Source organism: Pseudomonas sp. S3_C06 (genome assembly GCF_054667675.1).
Genome location: NZ_CP162747.1, coordinates 788,674 through 805,904, shown reverse-complemented (window position 1 = coordinate 805,904; position 17,231 = coordinate 788,674). Strand labels below are relative to the sequence as shown.

The following is a 17,231-nucleotide window of genomic DNA, read 5'->3' as shown; positions in this document are numbered from 1 at the left end:
GAACTGCAAAAAACCAATGTGGGAGCGAGCCTGCTCGCGAAGAGGCCGTGTCAGACAACATCATCGTTGAATGAAAGTCCGCTTTCGCGAGCAGGCTCGCTCCCACAGGGGGGATTGGGGTTAGAGCAATAATCCCACCTGGGTCTTTTTCGGCAACTTGCTCACCACCAACTGGTGCGAGCGCTGCAACAACCCGCGTAACTCCTCAGCACCCAGCGGGTAGGGCGGGTGCATGATGATCCACTGCGCCCGCGCCAGATACGGCGCAGGGTGAATCCCCGGGCGGTCGCAATGGCCGAGAAACAGATCCTTGTCGACCTTGAATGCCAGCGAATCACCGCGCAGTCCCTGCAAGGCAAACATCTTGTTGCCGGCAATCGAAAACACCCGCACGCCACCCCATTTGTAATCTTCCCGAGCGCCCGGCAATGCCAGGCAGAACGCCGCGACATCGGCTTCGCTCATCTTTCCCTTGCTCATAACAACCGCTCCCCACAGGCATTGAACGACTCGACCAGATGATCGATCCACGCGCGCACCGCCGGCATCACCCCGCGCCGATGCGGATACACCGCTTGCAGCCAGCCGCCGGGCAGCGACCACTCTGGCAGCAATTGCACCAAGGTGCCGTTTCTCAGTTCCTCTTCGCAGTACATCATCGGCAGCAAAGTAAAACCCTGACCCGCCAGCACGCAGGCTTTGCGCACAATAAAGTCATCGATGCCCAGGCGCGCTTCCATGTTCAGTTCAAAGCTGTGGCCTTGCTGATCGAGCAAGCGCACATGCACCATGCGATCCGCCTCCAGCGCGCCGAGCACGGGCAGGCTTTTGAGGTCTTGCGGATGGTTGATCGTTTGCCCATCGATAAATGCCGGACTGGCCACCACGACCATTTGCGCCTGGCGCAAACGCCGGGTCACCAACAACGGATCTTCGTCACCGTGCTCGCGCACACGCAGCGCGACATCAAAACCTTCGCCGACCAGATCGACCCGGCGATTGAGCAATACCACTTCCAGTTGCACCTGCGGAAATTTGCCTAAAAATTCGCTGATGACCCACGGCAACATTTCCCGGGCCAGACCGGTGGGGCAGGAGACCCGCAAACGGCCGCGCGGCTCGCTGGACATGCTCGCCACGGCCTCATCGGCCATTTCTGCTTCCAGCAACATCGCCTGACAGTGACGCAGATAGCGTTCACCCACCGCCGTGAGGTTGAGTTGTCGGGTGGTGCGTTGCAGCAAACGCGCGCCGAGGCGTTCTTCCAGTTCGGCAATGCGGCGTGACAGTCGTGACTTGGGAATGCCCAGCAAGCGCCCGGCCGCCGCGAACCCGCCGGCCTCGACGACTTTGGCGAAATAGTAAAGATCGTTGAGGTCTTGCATAGGGAAATCCGGCTGTTCTATCAGTGGGACAAACTATCGCATTTAAAGCGGCTAATCATCCATTGGTTTCTTGCGTAGGATTATCTCCATTCCGTCGCCACCGGCGATTCCTTCCAGGAGATTCCACATGAAACTGCTGCATATCGATTCGAGCATTCTGGGCGACAACTCGGCTTCCCGTCAGTTGAGCGGCGAAGTCGTCAAAGCCTGGCAAGCCGCCGAGCCAAGCGCCGTGGTGACCTACCGCGATCTGGCCGCCGACGCCATCAGCCACTTCTCGTCGACCACCCTGGTTGCCGCCGGCACCACTGCTGAGCTGCGTAACGCCGCACAACAGCACGAAGCCGAACTGAGCGCTTCGACCCTGGCCGAGTTCATCGCTGCCGACGCAGTCGTCATCGCTGCACCAATGTACAACTTCACCGTGCCGACCCAACTCAAAGCGTGGATCGACCGCGTTGCCGTCGCCGGTCAAACCTTCCGTTACACCGAAGCCGGCCCTGAAGGCCTGTGCGGCGGCAAGAAAGTCGTGATCGTATCGACTTCCGGCGGCATTCATGCCGGTCAGGCCAGCGGCATCGCTCACGAAGAATATCTGAAGCTGGTACTGGGCTTCCTTGGCATCACCGATATCGAAATCGTTCGCGCCGAAGGCCTCGCTTATGGCGAAGAAGTGCGCAACAACGCGATGACCGCTGCGCAAGCGAAGATCAGCGAGCAATTGTTCGCCGCGGCGTAAGGCTTGCGTAAAGAACAGCTGATGTTCAGGTAACACCCGAAAAACTCTGTATTCTGGTTCCGCAAGGGGCGAATACGGAGTTTTTTGTTTCTGACTGTTACATAATCTGGCCCGGGTTATGCAGTCAGACAATCAGCATCTGAGTGCAATGTCGTACCGAAACACCGAATCCCCGGTGGTTCTGGCCCGCCACGCAACGGATCTTTCGATTGAGTAACAACAGGGTGGGGCATCCCATGATGCGTCTTTGTGCAACGTTACTGATTTGCCTGCTTGGCAGCCTTAACACAGTGCATGCTGCGCCTGGGCGACACCCTGTGTGGAGCGTCGGCTATCACGAGATGACCTTCCTCGATCCTTTGGATCTGCAACCGATGCGCGCCATCGCGTTTTATCCCTCCAGCGATCGCGAACACATGAGCCTGCTCGAGGGCTACTCAGTCGAGGCCGGCGAAGACACCAAAGTCGCCATCGGCCGCTTTCCGATGTTGATGCTCTCCCACGGCAACACCGGCACGCCCCTGGCGCTGCACGACCTTGCCACCTCGCTGGCACGCAAAGGCTTTGTCGTGGTGGCGGTGATTCACCCCGGTGACAACTCCAAAGACCACAGCCGACTCGGTACCCTGAGCAATCTGTACGGGCGGCCGATCCAGATTTCCGAAGCGATCACTGCAACCCTCGGCGACCGCATGCTCGCGCCGTACGTCAATGCCGAACAGGTGGGCGTGATCGGTTATTCGGCGGGCGGCGAGACGGCGTTGATTCTGTCCGGGGCGCAACCGGACCTCGATCGCCTGCGTCGTTATTGCCAGGAACGTCCGGATGATCGTGACGCCTGCAATACGCAGGGTGAATTGATCGTCGATCGCGATGACCTGCAACCGGTGGCCGATCCGCGCGTGCACGCCTTGCTGCTGATGGCGCCGCTGAGCCTGAAGTTCGGCCGTCACACCCTGGCTGATGTGCATGTGCCGGTGCTGCTCTACAGCGGCGACGGCGACAAACTGGTGGCCTTCGACAAGAACGCTGCCGCGCTGGCGCGCAAACTGCCGACAGCGCCGGATTTCAAGCTGCTGGCCGGGGCAGGGCACTTCGTTTTTATGGCGCCGTGTAATGAAGAGCAAATTCGCGCGATGCCGGCGCTGTGCACCGATGCTGATGGGGTGGATCGCGAGGATATCCACCGCAATCTGATCTCTGAAGCCGGGCGCTTCTTCTCGCACACGCTGGGCAAACCGACCCGGGCCGGCATGCAAACCGCAGATCAATAACCCCGCAAATCCCCTGTAGGACTTTAGGTCGTTGCCCGGCGCTGGAGCAACAAAGTCAGGCCCAGCCCGATCACCGACAACAGCGCCGCACTGAAGAATATCCACGAATACCCCAGATTCAACGCCACCGCGCCCATCAGCGGCCCGGCAATCGCCAGCGCCAGATCGAAGAACACCGCGTAAGCGCCCAAGCCCGAACCGCGACTGGAACTGGGCACCTGCTTGATCGCCTCAACGCCCAGCGCCGGGTACACCAGCGACAGGCCAAACCCCGCCAGTCCCGCGCCGATCAAAGCGAAAGCGGTGGACGGTGCCAGCCACAACATCAGCAGCCCGGCGGTTTCGATGGTCATGCAGGCGATCGCCGATTTGAAGCCGCCGAAACGGCTGATCGCCGAAATAAACAGCAGCCGCGACAGAATGAAACATACGCCGAACACTGTCAGGCAATACGCCGCGCCGCTCCAGCCGCGATTAAGGTAATAAAGGGTGATAAACGTGGTCAGCGTGCCGTAGCCGATCGAGGCGAGGGTCAGGCTGGCGCCATACGGCGCGATCCGCCCGAACACGGCCCAGAACGGTAGCCGCTCGCCACGGATCACCGGCACCGACGGTTTATTGCGGATCAGCAGCAGTGCGCCGGCCGCAAGGACCGCTAGCGCGATGCCGAGGCTGGTGAAACCGTAATCGGCGACCATTATCACACCCAGCGGCGCACCAATGGCAATCGCGCCATAGGAAGCGATGCCGTTCCAGCCAATGGATTTTGCGGTGTGTTCGACGCCGACCTGGCCCATGCACCAACTGATCGTGCCAACGCCAATCAGCCCTTGCGCGATGCCGAGCAGCAAACGCCCGATAATCAAGATGATCAGGCTGGTCAGCGCAAAGTCCTGTAGCAGCGTAGAGACCAGCGTCAGCAAGCCGCTGAGGACAATCCCCCACAAGCCATAAATGATCGCCCGTTTGGTGCCGAGCGTATCCGACATGCGCCCGGCCATCGGCCGGCTGAGCAGGGTGGCCAGATATTGCGAGCCAATCACCAGCCCGGCGATGACCGCGCTGAAACCCAATTGTTCGTGCACATAACCGGGCAACACTGCGATCGGCAAACCGATGCAGAGGAACGCGATAAAGGTGTAGAAAACGATGGAGACGATCTGCAGGGTGATCGCCATGGAGCTTTGCGGTGGCAGTTGCTGCGCAGACATGAGGACTCGTTCGCGGGCGGCGGTGGGAGAGTTCGCATCATGGCGTGGGCTTGAGATAAAAGAAAGCAGGCTAACTATCTTTCCAGACTGATCGTTCCCACGCTCTGCGTGGGAATGAATCCCGTGACGCTCCGCGTCACACGAGCGGGACGCGGAGCGTCCGTGGCGGCGTTACCACGCAGAGCGTGGGAACGATCAGCGTCCTGAATGCAAAAAGCCCCGTCACATGGACAGGGCTTTAGCTTGAAGCTAGCAGCTCAACACTAGAAGCTGCTGTTTAGAACACAACACCCTGACTACGCAGGTAGTCATCGTAAGTGCCGCTGAAGTCAGTCACGCCATCCGGGCTCAGCTCGATGATGCGCGTGGCCAGGGACGATACGAACTCACGGTCGTGGCTGACGAAGATCAGCGTGCCCGGGTAGTTTTCCAGCGCCAGGTTCAGCGCCTCGATCGATTCCATGTCCAGGTGGTTGGTCGGTTCGTCCATGATCAGCACGTTCGGCTTTTGCAGGATCAGCTTGCCGAACAGCATGCGACCTTGCTCACCACCGGAAATCACTTTGACCGACTTGAGGATCTCGTCGTTGGAGAACAGCATGCGGCCCAAGGTACCGCGAATCATCTGCTCGCCCTGAGTCCACTGACCCATCCAGTCGAACAGGGTAACGTCGTCTTCGAAGTCGTGCGCGTGGTCCTGAGCGTAGTAGCCCAGTTCCGCGGCGTCGGTCCACTTGATGGCGCCGGCGTCCGGGGTCAGTTCGTTGACCAGGGTGCGCAGCAGGGTGGTTTTACCGATACCGTTCGGGCCGATGATCGCCACGCGCTCGCCGGCTTCAACCTGGAAGCTGAAGTCTTTGAACAGTGGTTTGCCGTCGAAGCCTTTGGCCATTTTCTCGACGATGACCGCCTGGCGGTGCAGCTTCTTGTTCTGATCGAAGCGGATGAACGGGCTCACGCGGCTCGAAGGCTTGACCTCGGCCAGCTGGATCTTGTCGATCGCCTTGGCGCGGGAGGTGGCCTGCTTGGCTTTCGAGGCGTTGGCCGAGAAGCGGCTGACGAACGATTGCAGCTCGGAAATCTGCGCTTTCTTCTTGGCGTTGTCCGACAGCAGTTGCTCGCGCGACTGGGTCGCCACGGTCATGTACTCGTCGTAGTTGCCCGGGAACAGACGCAGCTCGCCGTAATCCAGGTCAGCCATGTGCGTGCACACGCTGTTCAGGAAGTGACGGTCGTGAGAGATGATGATCATCAGGCTGTTGCGCTGGGTCAGCACGTTTTCCAGCCAGCGGATGGTGTTGATGTCCAGGTGGTTGGTCGGTTCGTCGAGCAACAGCACTTCCGGATCGGAGAACAGTGCCTGCGCCAGCAACACGCGCAGTTTCCAGCCCGGCGAAACTTCGCTCATCGGGCCGAAGTGCTGCTCGATGCCGATACCCAGGCCCAGCAACAGTTCACCGGCACGGGATTCGGCGGTGTAGCCGTCCATTTCGGCGAATTCGGTTTCCAGTTCGGCCACGGCCATGCCGTCTTCTTCGCTCATTTCCGGCAGCGAGTAGATGCGATCGCGCTCGGCCTTGACCTTCCACAGCTCTTCGTGACCCATGATCACGGTATCGATCACGGTGAATTCTTCGTAGGCGAACTGGTCCTGGCGCAATTTACCCAGACGCACGTTCGGCTCGAGCATGACCTGACCACCGGACGGGTCGAGGTCACCGCCGAGGATTTTCATGAAGGTCGACTTGCCGCAACCGTTGGCGCCGATCAGGCCGTAGCGATTGCCCGCGCCGAATTTGACCGAAACGTTTTCGAAGAGCGGCTTGGCGCCGAACTGCATCGTGATGTTAGCTGTAGAAATCAAGAGTTATTCCTGCGAAGCATTCTTAAAAAGCGAGGTGCGGCTGGAGCGCTCGGCCCGAGTCAAAGTGCGCTGAAGCGGGAGAATTCCGACATCAACCAAGGGGGCGCGTAAAGTTTGGCGGCGATTGTACTGGTCTGGCTCTTTAAACGATAGGGCGAAGACGCCACGATCGCCGATTGGCATGATCGCGGGACAGTTTTTCACAGATGAAGGTTCACTATCGGTTACAAACTGTGGCTAAAATGCCACCTTTCACCGAGCGTCCGGTAACGGCGCGGGCCAAGGACGTGCCATGTGTATTCAGACCACTGCTTAAGACGCGGGGCTTCAGGCCGCCGGCGCGCAGTTTGTTCACTTCTGACGTGTGACGATTTCCGTGAAACTCATCATTGCTGCTATTTATGTCATTTCAATTGCATACGTTCATCTTCGTGGCCGTGTGCGCCACAAACTCGGCCGACAGCTCAGCGACCATTCGACGTTCCTCGCGCCGATCAACTGCTTCTTGTATCTGTTCTCGAAAAAGCCGAACAAGCCTTACCTCGACCCGGCTGATTTTCCCGACTTGAGCCCGCTACAGGCGCACTGGGAGGAAATCCGCGAGGAAGGACAGAACCTGCTGCGTGCCGGCGAGATCAAGCGCTCTAACCAGTACGACGATGTTGGCTTCAACTCCTTCTTCAAGAGTGGCTGGAAGCGTTTCTACCTGAAGTGGTACGGCGAGAGCCATCCGTCGGCCATGAAGCTGTGCCCGCGCACCACCGAGCTGGTGCAGAACATCGGTTCGATCAAGGCCGCGATGTTTGCCGAGCTGCCACCGGGTTCGAAGCTGGTGCGTCATCGTGATCCCTATGCGGGCTCCTATCGTTATCACTTGGGCCTGGACACGCCGAACGACGCCGGCTGCTACATCAATGTCGATGGCGAGAGCTACCACTGGCGCGATGGCGAAGCGGTAATGTTCGACGAGACGTTTATTCATTACGCCGAAAACACCACCGACAAGAACCGCATCATCCTGTTCTGCGACATCGAGCGGCCGATGAAGTACCGCTGGGCCGCAGCGTTCAACGCCTGGTTCAGCCGTACCGTTATGTCGGCGGCAGGTGCACCGAACGATGCTGGCGACCGTACTGGCGGGATCAACCGTTTGTTTACCCGGATCTACAAGATTCGCCTGCGTGGTAAAGAGCTGAAAAAACGCAATCGCAAGCGTTACTACATGGAAAAGTGGGCGATCTTCGGTGGTTTGCTGGCGATCTTCATTCTGATCTGAATTTTTGCATTGGTTTGGCTGGCGCCTTCGCGAGCAGGCTCGCTCCCACTTTAGTCTTGAGTGATAGCAATTTTTGCATTCGACTCAGAACCCTGTGGGAGCTACCCTGCTAGCGATGACTCTCTCAAATACAACCTGTCAGTTGCCTGACGATCCTTGGATTGTCATTCACCAGAGGCCTTCTTTGTCCTCTTGGCTGGCGCAGCCTTGGTGGCGGCCTTCGCTTTTGGCTTCGCCGGCGCTTTCCCGCCCAGACTGCGCTTCAGCAACTCGGTCAGGTCGATAACATCGGCCGTCTTGCGCTCTTCCTCGCCACCCACCGTTTCAACATCCTCGATTTTGCCCTCATGAGCCTTTTTCTCGACCAGGGCCATGATCTTGTCTTCGAACTCATCCTTGTAGTCTTCGGGTTTCCAGTCCGCGCTCATGTCCTGTACCAGCCGTTTGGCCATGTCCAGTTCACCCTTGGCCAACTGCGGTTTGGTCACTTCGCTGCCCAGTTCCAGCTCGTCGAGGCCACGTACCTCCTGCGGCCAACGCAGTTTCACCAGCACCAGTGCAGACTCCAGCGGCATCAACGCCGCCAGGTACTGGCGCGTATGCAGGACCACACGGGCGAGGGCGACTTTATTGGTTTTGCTCAGGGTTTCGCGCAGTAGCGCATAGACCTTGCCACCGCGTTTGTCGGGTGCCAGATAGTAGGGCGTGTCGATGTTTTGCAGGGGAATCTGTTCGGCGTCGACGAAAGAAAAAATGTCGATGGTCTGCGTTGAAACCGGGTGCGCCGAGCGGATTTCCTCTTCGCTGAGTACCACATAACGGCCTTTTTCATAGGCCACGCCTTTGACGATGTGCTCCTTGGTGACTTCCTTGCCGGTGACCTTGTTCACCCGTTTATAACCCACCGGGTCCATGCTGCGGCTGTCGAGCCAATCGAAATCCACGCCCTGCGACGACGTCGCCGAGACCAGTGCGACAGGGATGTGCACCAGTCCGAAACTGATCGCGCCTTTCCAGATTGCCCGAGCCATGGTGAGTTCTCCGAGTGATGATCGGATGACCTGCGGCTGTGACTGAAAGTTTCCCCGGAATGCACGGGGTTTCGGGGACTCGGTCAAGTCGTGTTACATGTTGTTTAAGGCTTGTGGGTTAACAAATCCGAACCCTCGGCGTAGCGTGGACTCGAAGGCTCTATCCCCGGCCCCATCGAGAGGCAGCGTCATGAACCGAATTCTGCTTGGCATCGTCGTCCTGACCCTCAGTGGCGGTCTGGTTCATGCCGACGTCTTGCTGGCGCAAAGCCCGACCGGCAACAGCAACAATCCCTACAACAGCCCGATCCGCCGGGCCAACCCCAACAGCATGCAGGGCACTCAGCCCAGCGCTCCACCCATTCGGGGGCCGAACTCTGTGCCGACGCCACGTCAGCCTACGGTCGAGAACCGAGGCATTGGCAACGGCCAGCCGATCCGCCCGGTGCCGGGCACACCACCCACGTTCATTCCCAATCCACCTTCGCGCAGCGGAGACAGCAACCGTTGAGCGGCAGGACTGAGGTTCTGCCGGCCATTGCAAACGAACAAAAGGAATCGTGCATGTTGCGTAAAACTCTTCTAGCCACACTGTGTGCCGGAGCGCTGATCAGCGCTCCGGTATTCGCCGCCGCCCCTAAAGAGCTGCAAAGCGAACAGGGCACCCTCGAAGTCACGACCATTTCCGCGGGGCTCGAGCATCCGTGGGCACTGGCGTTTCTACCGGATCGCCAAGGCATGCTGGTCACTGAGCGTCCCGGCAATCTGCGTGTGGTGGGCGCTGACGGCAAACTGTCGGCGCCGATCTCCGGCGTGCCACAGGTCTGGGCCAAAGGGCAGGGCGGGTTGCTGGATGTCGTGCTGTCGCCGGATTTCAAAGAGGATCGCCTGGTCTACCTGTCGTATGCCGAAGGCGGTGGTGCCGGTGACAAGGCCGGCACCGCCGTCGGGCGTGGTCGGCTTTCGGATGACTTGAAGACGCTGAAGGATTTCAAAGTGATCTTCCGTCAGGAACCGAATCTTTCGGTCGGCAATCATTTCGGTTCGCGGCTGGTGTTTGACCGCGACGGCTATCTGTTCATCACCCTGGGTGAGAACAACGACCGGCCAACGGCGCAGGATCTCGACAAGTTGCAAGGCAAGGTCGTGCGCATCTACCCGGACGGCAAGGTGCCGGATGACAACCCCTTTGTTGGTCAGTCTGGCGTTCGTCCCGAGATCTGGGCCTACGGCCTGCGCAACCCGCAGGGCGCAGCACTCAATCCTTGGACCGGTACGTTGTGGGAGAACGAACACGGCCCGCGCGGTGGCGATGAGGTGAACATCATCGAACGCGGCAAGAATTACGGCTGGCCACTGGCGACCCACGGCATCAATTACTCGATGCAGCCGATCCCGGAAGCCCAGGGTAAAACCGCCGAAGGCACGGTCGCGCCGCACCATGTCTGGGAGAAGTCGCCGGGCGTCACCGGTATGGCGTTCTACGATGCCGATCGCTTCAAGCCGTGGCAGCACAATGCGTTTATCGGAGCCTTGGTGACTCAGGAATTGATTCGCTTGCAGTTCGATGGCGACAAGGTTGTGCACGAAGAGCGCTTGCTCGGTGAACTGAATCAGCGGATTCGCGATGTGCGGCAAGGTCCTGATGGCTATTTGTATGTGCTGACCGATGAGGAGAAGGGGTCGCTGTACAAGATCGGCCTGAAGCCCGCGCTTTAAAGACGATCCTCCTGTAGGAGCTGTCGAGTGCAACGAGGCTGCGATCTTTTGATCTTGTTTTTCAAAATCAAAGGATCGCAGCCTGCGGCAGCTCCTACAGGTGGGTTCTCACGTTTCGCGGGAATACAGCACCACCGCAGCACGCAATTTGCCCCGGCCAAACCGGCACATTTTCTCGAACTCACCATGGCTCACCGGCACATGCTGGCAATCCATGGGCTGTCGATGCTGGCTGTGATCGACATCCGGGTCGTGCAGGTAAACGAAATCTTCGTCGCAATCGGTCACGACCACCCAATGCGGTGATTTAGAGCGGGTCAGTCGATAGCTGCTGATCAATACCAGCGGTTGCCCACCGGCAGCCAGCAAGCGCGGCAGATCCAGCGCCGCACCGATCATGCACTCGACATCGGTTTCCCGCAGTTGCGCCGTGAACTCGTCGTGTACCAAACGCATGACGTCTTTTTTATGCGCATCACGCACCCCGTCGAGGAACAACGGCCCAGCCAGACTCAACTGCAGGCACACCTTGAACCCACGACGCCATGCCGCCAACGCCAATCCCTGCGGGCTGCAACCGCCATGGCCGGATGTCATGAACACCGTGGTTGCTTCACGCCAGACCTGCAGTTCTTCACGTCGCTCCAGTAACCGTTCAGATTGCAGTGCGCCCATAGCCATCAGCAGACATGCCGGGCCGCAAGTGAAATCGGTGGTTTGCGGGTAGTAGGGCACCTTGATGCTGCGCGAGTCGCGGTGCTGAAGAATGCGTTTCTCCAAGCGCAGCGCATCCGCGTGGTCTTCGTAGTAATCGTGAATCAGTGCAAAGCGCCGGTAGCCATTGCGTTCATACAGCGCAATCGCGGCGGGATTGTCTAAGCGAACCTCCAGGCGCAGATACGCGCAGTCGTGTTCGAGCGCCAGCGCCTCAATGCGTTGCAGCAATTGTTTGCTCAGGCCGGTGCCGCGCGCCTCGACGGCGAGTGCGATGGAATACAGCCGCGCGAGTGAAGTGCCGCGATGGAACAACACCAGCGCGTAACCCAGCAATTGACCGTTGGACTCGGCCACCAGCAACCGGCCGTGAGCGCGGGTGATCATCCACTGAAAGCTGCGGCTGGTGAGCCGGTCCGTGGTGAAACATTGCATTTCCAGTGCCAGCAGCGCCGGCAAGTCTTCAACTACCGCCAAACGAAAAACAGCCTTCATATGACCACCGTAAAAGTTGCGTAACGAAACGAGACTTTCGAAAAACTTCGTGCTTAATAGAAAAGGTCTTGTTCTCCAACGGATCAATCTCTATGTCAGCGGTACAGGGTCATTGGCGCGAAGTATCCGAGCAAAGTTTGCCGGCGGCAACTTATTTAAACTCGGCGATCAAAGCATCCAGCCAGGTTGTAATTATTGTCGAGCGCAAGGAAGACTGGGCTTCATACTTTCCCAGCGAAGACATCGTGACCGCCCAGGAATACCTCGAACACAGCTGTGACAGCGAGTCGGGAAAACGCGTGCAGGTGATCAATCTGTGCCGCAGCTACAAGTACCTGGGCCACGGCTACTACTGCTCGTTGCTGGCCGAAGCGCGGGGGCACAAGGTGATTCCGTCGGTGCGCACCATCAGCGAATTGACGAAAAAATCACTGTACGGTCTGGCTCTGGATGATCTCGATAAAACCCTGGAAAAAGCCCTCAGTCATCACCTCTACAGTGATACCGAAGGTTTTACCCTGACCCTGTATTTTGGCCGAACCCATATCGAGCCCTTACAGGATCTGGCCCGGCAGTTGTTTGAAGTATTTCCCTGTCCGATTCTGTTAGTTGAGTTTCGTCGAACTAACGGCTGGCACATCGAAGGGATAAAGTCTGGCGCTTTGCACAAGTTGCGCGATGATCAGGAAGATCAATTCGCCAATGCGCTGGACGGTTTCAGCCGTAAAGTCTGGCGAGTACCGCGTTCTCCGCAAGTGGCGCGCTACGACCTGGCGATTCTGCACGATCCGCAAGAAGCCTTGCCGCCGTCCAACGCCAAGGCACTGGCGAATTTCGTCCGGGTCGGCAAAACCATGGGCATCGATGTTGAGCTGATTGAACGCAAGGATTACGCACGTCTGGCCGAGTACGACGGCTTGCTGATCCGTGAGACCACCAGCGTCGACAATCACACCTATCGCTTTGCCAAGAAAGCCGAGAGCGAAGGATTGGTGGTGATGGATGACCCGACATCGATCTTGCGCTGCACCAACAAGGTCTATCTGACCGATCTGCTCAACAGCCATCAACTGGGCATGCCCGCCACCGAGATCCTCTACAAGGAGCGACCCGAAGACTTCGAGCGCGTGGGCGAGCGCCTTGGTTTTCCGCTGGTGCTGAAAATTCCCGACGGTTGCTTTTCCCGTGGCGTGATCAAGGTCGAAAGCCAGCAGGCTTTGCTCGAAGCCACCGCCGAACTATTCGAACACTCGGTGTTGCTGCTGGCCCAGGAGTTTTTCTACACCGAATACGACTGGCGCATCGGTGTACTCAACCGCAAACCGATCTTCGCCTGCCAGTACTTCATGTCCAAGGGCCACTGGCAGATCTACAACCACAAGGCCAAAGGCCAGGACGTCAACGGCGAATGCCGAACGATGGCAATCCACGAGGCGCCACGTGCGGTGGTTGAACTGGCGGTAAAGACTGCCAACCTGATCGGCGATGGCCTTTACGGTGTCGATTTGAAACAGGCGGGCGACAAAGTCGTGGTGATCGAAGTCAACGACAATCCCAACCTCGACGCTGGCATCGAAGACGCCTATTTGCACGACGATCTGTATTCACTGGTGCTGGAAGAGTTCGTGCGCCGCCTGGAACTCAAACGTCGCGGTCAGGCCTGGTGAGGCGCCGATGATCAACAGCTTTGCACTGAGCCACGGCGCTTTGCAGCGGGTCGAGCGGCTGGACGCCGAGGTCATGTTGTTCAGCAACCCTGATGCTGCCGAGCGCGATTTGCTACACAGTCATTTCAAGGTCGATGAGCATGCACTGGCGTCAGCGCTGGATCCGGACGAGGTCTCGCGCATCGAGTTCCATCCCGACCATCTGTTCCTGATCTGGAAGCGTCCGGAAAACTATTCCGGTGGTGGCAGTCTCGCGTTTGAAGTGTCGTCCTGCGGATTGCTGTTCGCGCCGGGGCAATTGCTGGTGATCGCCACCGACGACACACCGCTGCACGGCCTCGGCACTCGCCAGCCGCTGAATACGCCGCTGGATGTCTTGCTCGACCTGCTGTTCAACAACATCCATCACTACCTCGGGCACTTGAAGGTGATCAAACTGGTCGCCCGCGAGTTGCAGCAGAAATTCAACGCCTCGATGCAGAACCAGCATCTGGTGCAGATGTTCAACCTCAGCGAAAGCCTGATCTATTACATCAACGCGCTACACAGCAACGGCGCGGTCCTCACGCGCCTGCGCAATCATGCCGAGAAGCAGCATTTCGGCAGTGAGGCGATCGGCCTGATCGACGACCTGATCATCGAAAACAACCAGTGCTACAAGCAGGCAGAGATTTACTCCACGGTGTTTTCCGGACTGATCGATGCGCGTGGCAATCTGATGAACAACAGCATGAACAACCTGCTGCGCAAGCTGACGTTGATCAACGTGGTGTTTCTGCCGTTGAACCTGATTGCCAGTATTGGCGGGATGTCGGAGTTCAGCATGATGACGGCGGGGACGCCGTGGTGGGTTTCCTATCCGCTGTTTCTGGCGGCGATGTTGCTGGGGGCGGGGGGGATGTTGTTTGGGCTGCGGCGATTGGCTCGATGAATCAGGTTGTCTGATCCGGCGCCTTCGCGAGCAGGCTCGCTCCCACATTTTGAAATGCATTCTCCTGTGGGAGCGAGCCTGCTCGCGAAGAGGCCGGCACAGGCAAAGTAAAACTCAGGACAGTCCCGCAATTGGCCGAACCGCCACCGTGATGCCTTGTTATAGTTCGGGCCTCATTTTCAGCCCGGTAAAGGATCACTGCCATGACTCAATACTCCGCCTTCAGCGTCGAACTGGCCGACAACATCGCCCATGTGCAGATCAATCGCCCGGAAAAAATCAATTCGATGAACGCCGCGTTCTGGAGCGAGATCGTCGAGATCTTCCAGTGGATCGACGACACCGACGAAGTGCGCGTGGTAGTGCTCAGCGGCAACGGCAAACACTTTTCCTCCGGCATCGACCTGATGATGCTCGCCGGCGTCGCCAATGAACTGGGCAAGGACGTTGGCCGTAATGCGCGCCTGCTGCGTCGCAAGATTCTGACCCTGCAAGCCTCGTTCAACGCCGTCGATAACTGCCGCAAACCGGTGCTCGCCGCCATTCAGGGTTACTGCCTGGGTGGCGCCATCGATCTGATCGCTGCTTGCGACATGCGCTACGCCGCCGAAGACGCGCAATTCTCGATCAAGGAAATCGATATCGGCATGGCCGCCGATGTTGGCACTTTGCAACGGTTGCCACGGATCATCGGTGACGGCATGCTGCGTGAGCTGGCTTACACCGGTCGCACTTTCGGCGCTGACGAGGCGCGCAGCATTGGCCTGGTCAACCGCGTCTACAGCGACAAGGACGCGCTGCTCGAAGGTGTGATCGACATTGCTCGTGAGATCGCTTCGAAATCGCCGATCGCGGTCACCGGCACCAAGGAAATGATCAGCTACATGCGCGACCATCGCATCGACGACGGCCTCGAATACGTTGCCACCTGGAACGCCGCCATGCTGCAATCCACCGATTTGCGCGTGGCCATGGCCGCCCATATGAGCAAACAGAAACCCGAATTTCTGGACTGAGAAACCATGACAGCTCGCTGGACCACTGCAGTACTGGACACCGATCAACCTGGCGGCTGGGCCGTGGCGCGCAGCCCGGAAGGCTTTCTGTTCGATGACAACGGCGCGTTATTCCCTCGGGAATGGCTCAAGCGGCAGGACTTGTCAGTCCTCGCCGAACACGGCATTGGCCATCTCGATGGCGAGCCGGTGTACCTGCTCGAACTGCGCAGTACCAGTGAGGTGCCGGGTTGCAACTGGAAAGGCCTGCGGGCGTTCATGCTCGACGGCGATCACACGATCTACAAAGTGCTCGGTTACGCCGCGCAGATCGGCACCTGGGCCCGCGAACATCGTTTCTGCGGCAATTGCGGGCAAGCCATGACGCAAGTGCCGCGTGAACGGGCGATGTATTGCCAGCCGTGCGATCTGCGCAGTTATCCGCGTATTTCGCCGAGCATGATCGTGCTGATCACCCGTGGCGACGAGGTCCTGTTGGCGCGCTCACCGCGCTTCGTTACCGGGGTGTACAGCACGCTGGCGGGGTTCGCCGAGCCGGGCGAGTCGGCCGAGGATTGCCTGATTCGCGAAGTGCGCGAGGAAGTGCAGATCGAGGTGAAAAACATCCAGTATCTGGGCAGCCAGTGCTGGCCGTTCCCGCATTCGATGATGCTCGGCTTCCATGCCGAATATGCCGGCGGCGAGATTGTCTGTCAGGAAGACGAGATTGAAGACGCCCAATGGTTCAACGTACACGATTTGCCGCCGCTGCCGGCGTCCAAATCGATTGCCCGTTACCTGATCGACGTCTATGTGGCGCGGCGCTTAGGCCACGCTGAACCAGTGCTGCCAGGCTAGGCGCACAGTCAAACCCAGCACCACGGTGATGAACACCGGGCGAATGAATTTGGCGCCACCGCTGATTGCGGTGCGCGCGCCAAAGAACGCGCCGACCATCACCGACAGGCCCATGCTCAGGCCGATGATCCAGTCCACCTGCCCGGAAAACACGAACACCGACAGCGCCGCAATGTTGCTGACGAAGTTCATGCTGCGCGCTACGCCGCTGGCCTTGACCAGGTCGATCGGGTAAAGCAGCAGACTGCTGACTGTCCAGAACGCGCCTGTGCCCGGACCCGCCACGCCGTCGTAGAAGCCGAGGCTGAAGCCCTGGGTCGACTGCCATTTCTTTTTGATCGGCGCATCGCTGTCCAGCGGTGCTTTTGGCGTGCCGCCGAACAATAGATACAGGCCGCAGGCGAAGACGATTACCGGAAGCATCTTGTTCAGCCATTCGGCCGGCAAGTAATGGGCGACGATGGCGCCAGTCAGTGCGCCGACCAGTGTGCCGACGATGGCGTGCACCCATTGCCGAGGGTGGAACAGCTTGCGGCGGTAGAAGGTGAAACTGGCGGTGGCCGAACCGAAGGTCGAACTCAACTTGTTGGTGCCCAGCACCAGGTGCGGCGGCAGGCCGGCGGTCAACAGCGCAGGCGTGGTCAACAGACCGCCGCCGCCAGCGATGGCGTCGATGAAACCGGCAATGAAAGCGACGAGGGCCAGAATGGCCAGGGTGGTGAGGTCAACGCTGAGTTCGAAAGGCATGGAATCGGCTTATTTCGGCAGGGCGCAGATTTGGCTGCGGGGAGGGCGGTCATGTTACCTGTATCCAACTGTTGCGGCGACCCGTCTGACGCCTTCGCGAGCAGGCTCGCTCCCACATTTGGAATGCATTCCACCCTGTGGGAGCGAGCCTGCTCGCGAAGGCGGCTTTCCAGCCACTGCAAAATCTACTGTTGCCCACTCAACATCCAGCCAACAAATCTCCCCTCTACAAAACATCTATCCAACGCCGAACACCAATAAAACCAGGCATTTCAACCCTGGCACGCTTGCTGCTCTACCACCCTCATCTCCGCAAACGTCCCGA

The 17,231-nt window shown here is 58.8% G+C and carries 16 protein-coding genes; 9 read left to right on the top strand and 7 right to left on the bottom strand.

Annotated features, from left to right (window positions below; genetic code table 11):
• Positions 1-120: 120 nt before the first annotated feature.
• Positions 121-480, bottom strand: a complete 360-nt coding sequence (locus AB4N44_RS03440) for an MmcQ/YjbR family DNA-binding protein (RefSeq protein ID WP_127927844.1) — start codon at positions 478-480, stop codon at positions 121-123.
• Entirely contained in the window at positions 477-1,385 is a 909-nt protein-coding gene (locus tag AB4N44_RS03435; protein ID WP_127927842.1) for a LysR substrate-binding domain-containing protein, read from the bottom strand. The genes AB4N44_RS03440 and AB4N44_RS03435 overlap by 4 nt, the downstream gene beginning before the upstream one ends.
• A gap of 127 nt (positions 1,386-1,512) precedes the next feature.
• Here AB4N44_RS03435 and AB4N44_RS03430 point away from each other — a divergent pair, with 127 nt between their 5' ends.
• Both AB4N44_RS03430 and AB4N44_RS03425 read left to right on the top strand, forming a co-directional pair.
• Complete coding sequence (locus AB4N44_RS03430; protein WP_034153941.1) at positions 1,513-2,124, top strand: FMN-dependent NADH-azoreductase; 612 nt, start codon at positions 1,513-1,515, stop codon at positions 2,122-2,124.
• Positions 2,125-2,360: 236 nt separating this feature from the next.
• Positions 2,361-3,398: an alpha/beta hydrolase family protein gene (locus tag AB4N44_RS03425; RefSeq protein WP_127927838.1), complete on the top strand. Its 1,038-nt coding sequence runs from the start codon at positions 2,361-2,363 to the stop codon at positions 3,396-3,398.
• 23 nt (positions 3,399-3,421) lie between these two features.
• On the opposite strand, the gene AB4N44_RS03420 is transcribed toward AB4N44_RS03425, so the two are convergent.
• Positions 3,422-4,609: an MFS transporter gene (locus AB4N44_RS03420; protein ID WP_127927836.1), complete on the bottom strand. Its 1,188-nt coding sequence runs from the start codon at positions 4,607-4,609 to the stop codon at positions 3,422-3,424.
• Between the two features lie 277 nt (positions 4,610-4,886).
• Complete coding sequence (locus tag AB4N44_RS03415; RefSeq protein ID WP_077572769.1) at positions 4,887-6,473, bottom strand: ABC-F family ATPase; 1,587 nt, start codon at positions 6,471-6,473, stop codon at positions 4,887-4,889.
• Positions 6,474-6,849: 376 nt separating this feature from the next.
• Between AB4N44_RS03415 and lpxO the strand changes: the two genes are divergently transcribed.
• Entirely contained in the window at positions 6,850-7,749 is a 900-nt protein-coding gene (gene lpxO / locus AB4N44_RS03410) for a lipid A hydroxylase LpxO (RefSeq protein WP_160040233.1), read from the top strand.
• Between the two features lie 164 nt (positions 7,750-7,913).
• Here lpxO and ku read toward each other — a convergent pair whose 3' ends face one another.
• Positions 7,914-8,780 (bottom strand): non-homologous end joining protein Ku, encoded by an 867-nt coding sequence (gene ku / locus AB4N44_RS03405; protein WP_160040221.1) that lies wholly within the window; start codon positions 8,778-8,780, stop codon positions 7,914-7,916.
• Positions 8,781-8,970: 190 nt separating this feature from the next.
• Here ku and AB4N44_RS03400 point away from each other — a divergent pair, with 190 nt between their 5' ends.
• Both AB4N44_RS03400 and AB4N44_RS03395 read left to right on the top strand, forming a co-directional pair.
• Positions 8,971-9,291 (top strand): hypothetical protein, encoded by a 321-nt coding sequence (locus AB4N44_RS03400; RefSeq protein ID WP_460110217.1) that lies wholly within the window; start codon positions 8,971-8,973, stop codon positions 9,289-9,291.
• A 53-nt stretch (positions 9,292-9,344) separates the two neighbouring features.
• Positions 9,345-10,499, top strand: a complete 1,155-nt coding sequence (locus AB4N44_RS03395) for a PQQ-dependent sugar dehydrogenase (RefSeq protein WP_460110219.1) — start codon at positions 9,345-9,347, stop codon at positions 10,497-10,499.
• A 108-nt stretch (positions 10,500-10,607) separates the two neighbouring features.
• On the opposite strand, the gene AB4N44_RS03390 is transcribed toward AB4N44_RS03395, so the two are convergent.
• The gene (locus AB4N44_RS03390; protein WP_460110221.1) at positions 10,608-11,708 is read right to left on the bottom strand and encodes a peptidase C39 family protein; all 1,101 of its coding nucleotides are present in this window, start codon (positions 11,706-11,708) and stop codon (positions 10,608-10,610) included.
• Positions 11,709-11,800: 92 nt separating this feature from the next.
• Between AB4N44_RS03390 and AB4N44_RS03385 the strand changes: the two genes are divergently transcribed.
• The 4 genes from AB4N44_RS03385 to nudC all read left to right on the top strand — a co-directional run bounded on the left by AB4N44_RS03385 (position 11,801) and on the right by nudC (position 16,159).
• Positions 11,801-13,375, top strand: a complete 1,575-nt coding sequence (locus AB4N44_RS03385) for a RimK family protein (RefSeq protein ID WP_127927824.1) — start codon at positions 11,801-11,803, stop codon at positions 13,373-13,375.
• Positions 13,376-13,382: 7 nt separating this feature from the next.
• Complete coding sequence (locus AB4N44_RS03380) at positions 13,383-14,306, top strand: magnesium transporter CorA family protein (protein ID WP_110718565.1); 924 nt, start codon at positions 13,383-13,385, stop codon at positions 14,304-14,306.
• Between the two features lie 203 nt (positions 14,307-14,509).
• Positions 14,510-15,322 (top strand): crotonase/enoyl-CoA hydratase family protein, encoded by an 813-nt coding sequence (locus tag AB4N44_RS03375; RefSeq protein WP_129393953.1) that lies wholly within the window; start codon positions 14,510-14,512, stop codon positions 15,320-15,322.
• A gap of 6 nt (positions 15,323-15,328) precedes the next feature.
• Positions 15,329-16,159 carry an NAD(+) diphosphatase gene (nudC, locus tag AB4N44_RS03370; RefSeq protein WP_160040213.1) on the top strand — a complete coding sequence of 277 codons (831 nt, stop codon included), beginning with the start codon at positions 15,329-15,331 and terminating at the stop codon, positions 16,157-16,159.
• Here nudC and AB4N44_RS03365 read toward each other — a convergent pair.
• On the bottom strand, positions 16,127-16,906 hold the full coding sequence (locus AB4N44_RS03365) for a TSUP family transporter (protein WP_103302453.1): 780 nt from the start codon (positions 16,904-16,906) through the stop codon (positions 16,127-16,129). The two genes, nudC and AB4N44_RS03365, sit on opposite strands and share 33 nt — an antisense overlap.
• Positions 16,907-17,231: the final 325 nt, after the last annotated feature.

Bases quoted from the DNA above. Each gene is read 5' to 3' on its own strand.
- AB4N44_RS03395 (WP_460110219.1), top strand. From the start codon at position 9,345: ATGTTGCGTAAAACTCTTCTAGCCACACTGTGTGCCGGAGCGCTGATC.
- nudC (WP_160040213.1), top strand. From the start codon at position 15,329: ATGACAGCTCGCTGGACCACTGCAGTACTGGACACCGATCAACCTGGC.
- AB4N44_RS03420 (WP_127927836.1), bottom strand. From the start codon at position 4,609: ATGTCTGCGCAGCAACTGCCACCGCAAAGCTCCATGGCGATCACCCTG.
- AB4N44_RS03390 (WP_460110221.1), bottom strand. From the start codon at position 11,708: ATGAAGGCTGTTTTTCGTTTGGCGGTAGTTGAAGACTTGCCGGCGCTG.
- AB4N44_RS03440 (WP_127927844.1), bottom strand. From the start codon at position 480: ATGAGCAAGGGAAAGATGAGCGAAGCCGATGTCGCGGCGTTCTGCCTG.
- AB4N44_RS03435 (WP_127927842.1), bottom strand. From the start codon at position 1,385: ATGCAAGACCTCAACGATCTTTACTATTTCGCCAAAGTCGTCGAGGCC.
- AB4N44_RS03375 (WP_129393953.1), top strand. From the start codon at position 14,510: ATGACTCAATACTCCGCCTTCAGCGTCGAACTGGCCGACAACATCGCC.
- AB4N44_RS03385 (WP_127927824.1), top strand. From the start codon at position 11,801: ATGTCAGCGGTACAGGGTCATTGGCGCGAAGTATCCGAGCAAAGTTTG.
- AB4N44_RS03380 (WP_110718565.1), top strand. From the start codon at position 13,383: ATGATCAACAGCTTTGCACTGAGCCACGGCGCTTTGCAGCGGGTCGAG.
- AB4N44_RS03365 (WP_103302453.1), bottom strand. From the start codon at position 16,906: ATGCCTTTCGAACTCAGCGTTGACCTCACCACCCTGGCCATTCTGGCC.
- AB4N44_RS03400 (WP_460110217.1), top strand. From the start codon at position 8,971: ATGAACCGAATTCTGCTTGGCATCGTCGTCCTGACCCTCAGTGGCGGT.
- AB4N44_RS03425 (WP_127927838.1), top strand. From the start codon at position 2,361: ATGATGCGTCTTTGTGCAACGTTACTGATTTGCCTGCTTGGCAGCCTT.
- ku (WP_160040221.1), bottom strand. From the start codon at position 8,780: ATGGCTCGGGCAATCTGGAAAGGCGCGATCAGTTTCGGACTGGTGCAC.
- AB4N44_RS03430 (WP_034153941.1), top strand. From the start codon at position 1,513: ATGAAACTGCTGCATATCGATTCGAGCATTCTGGGCGACAACTCGGCT.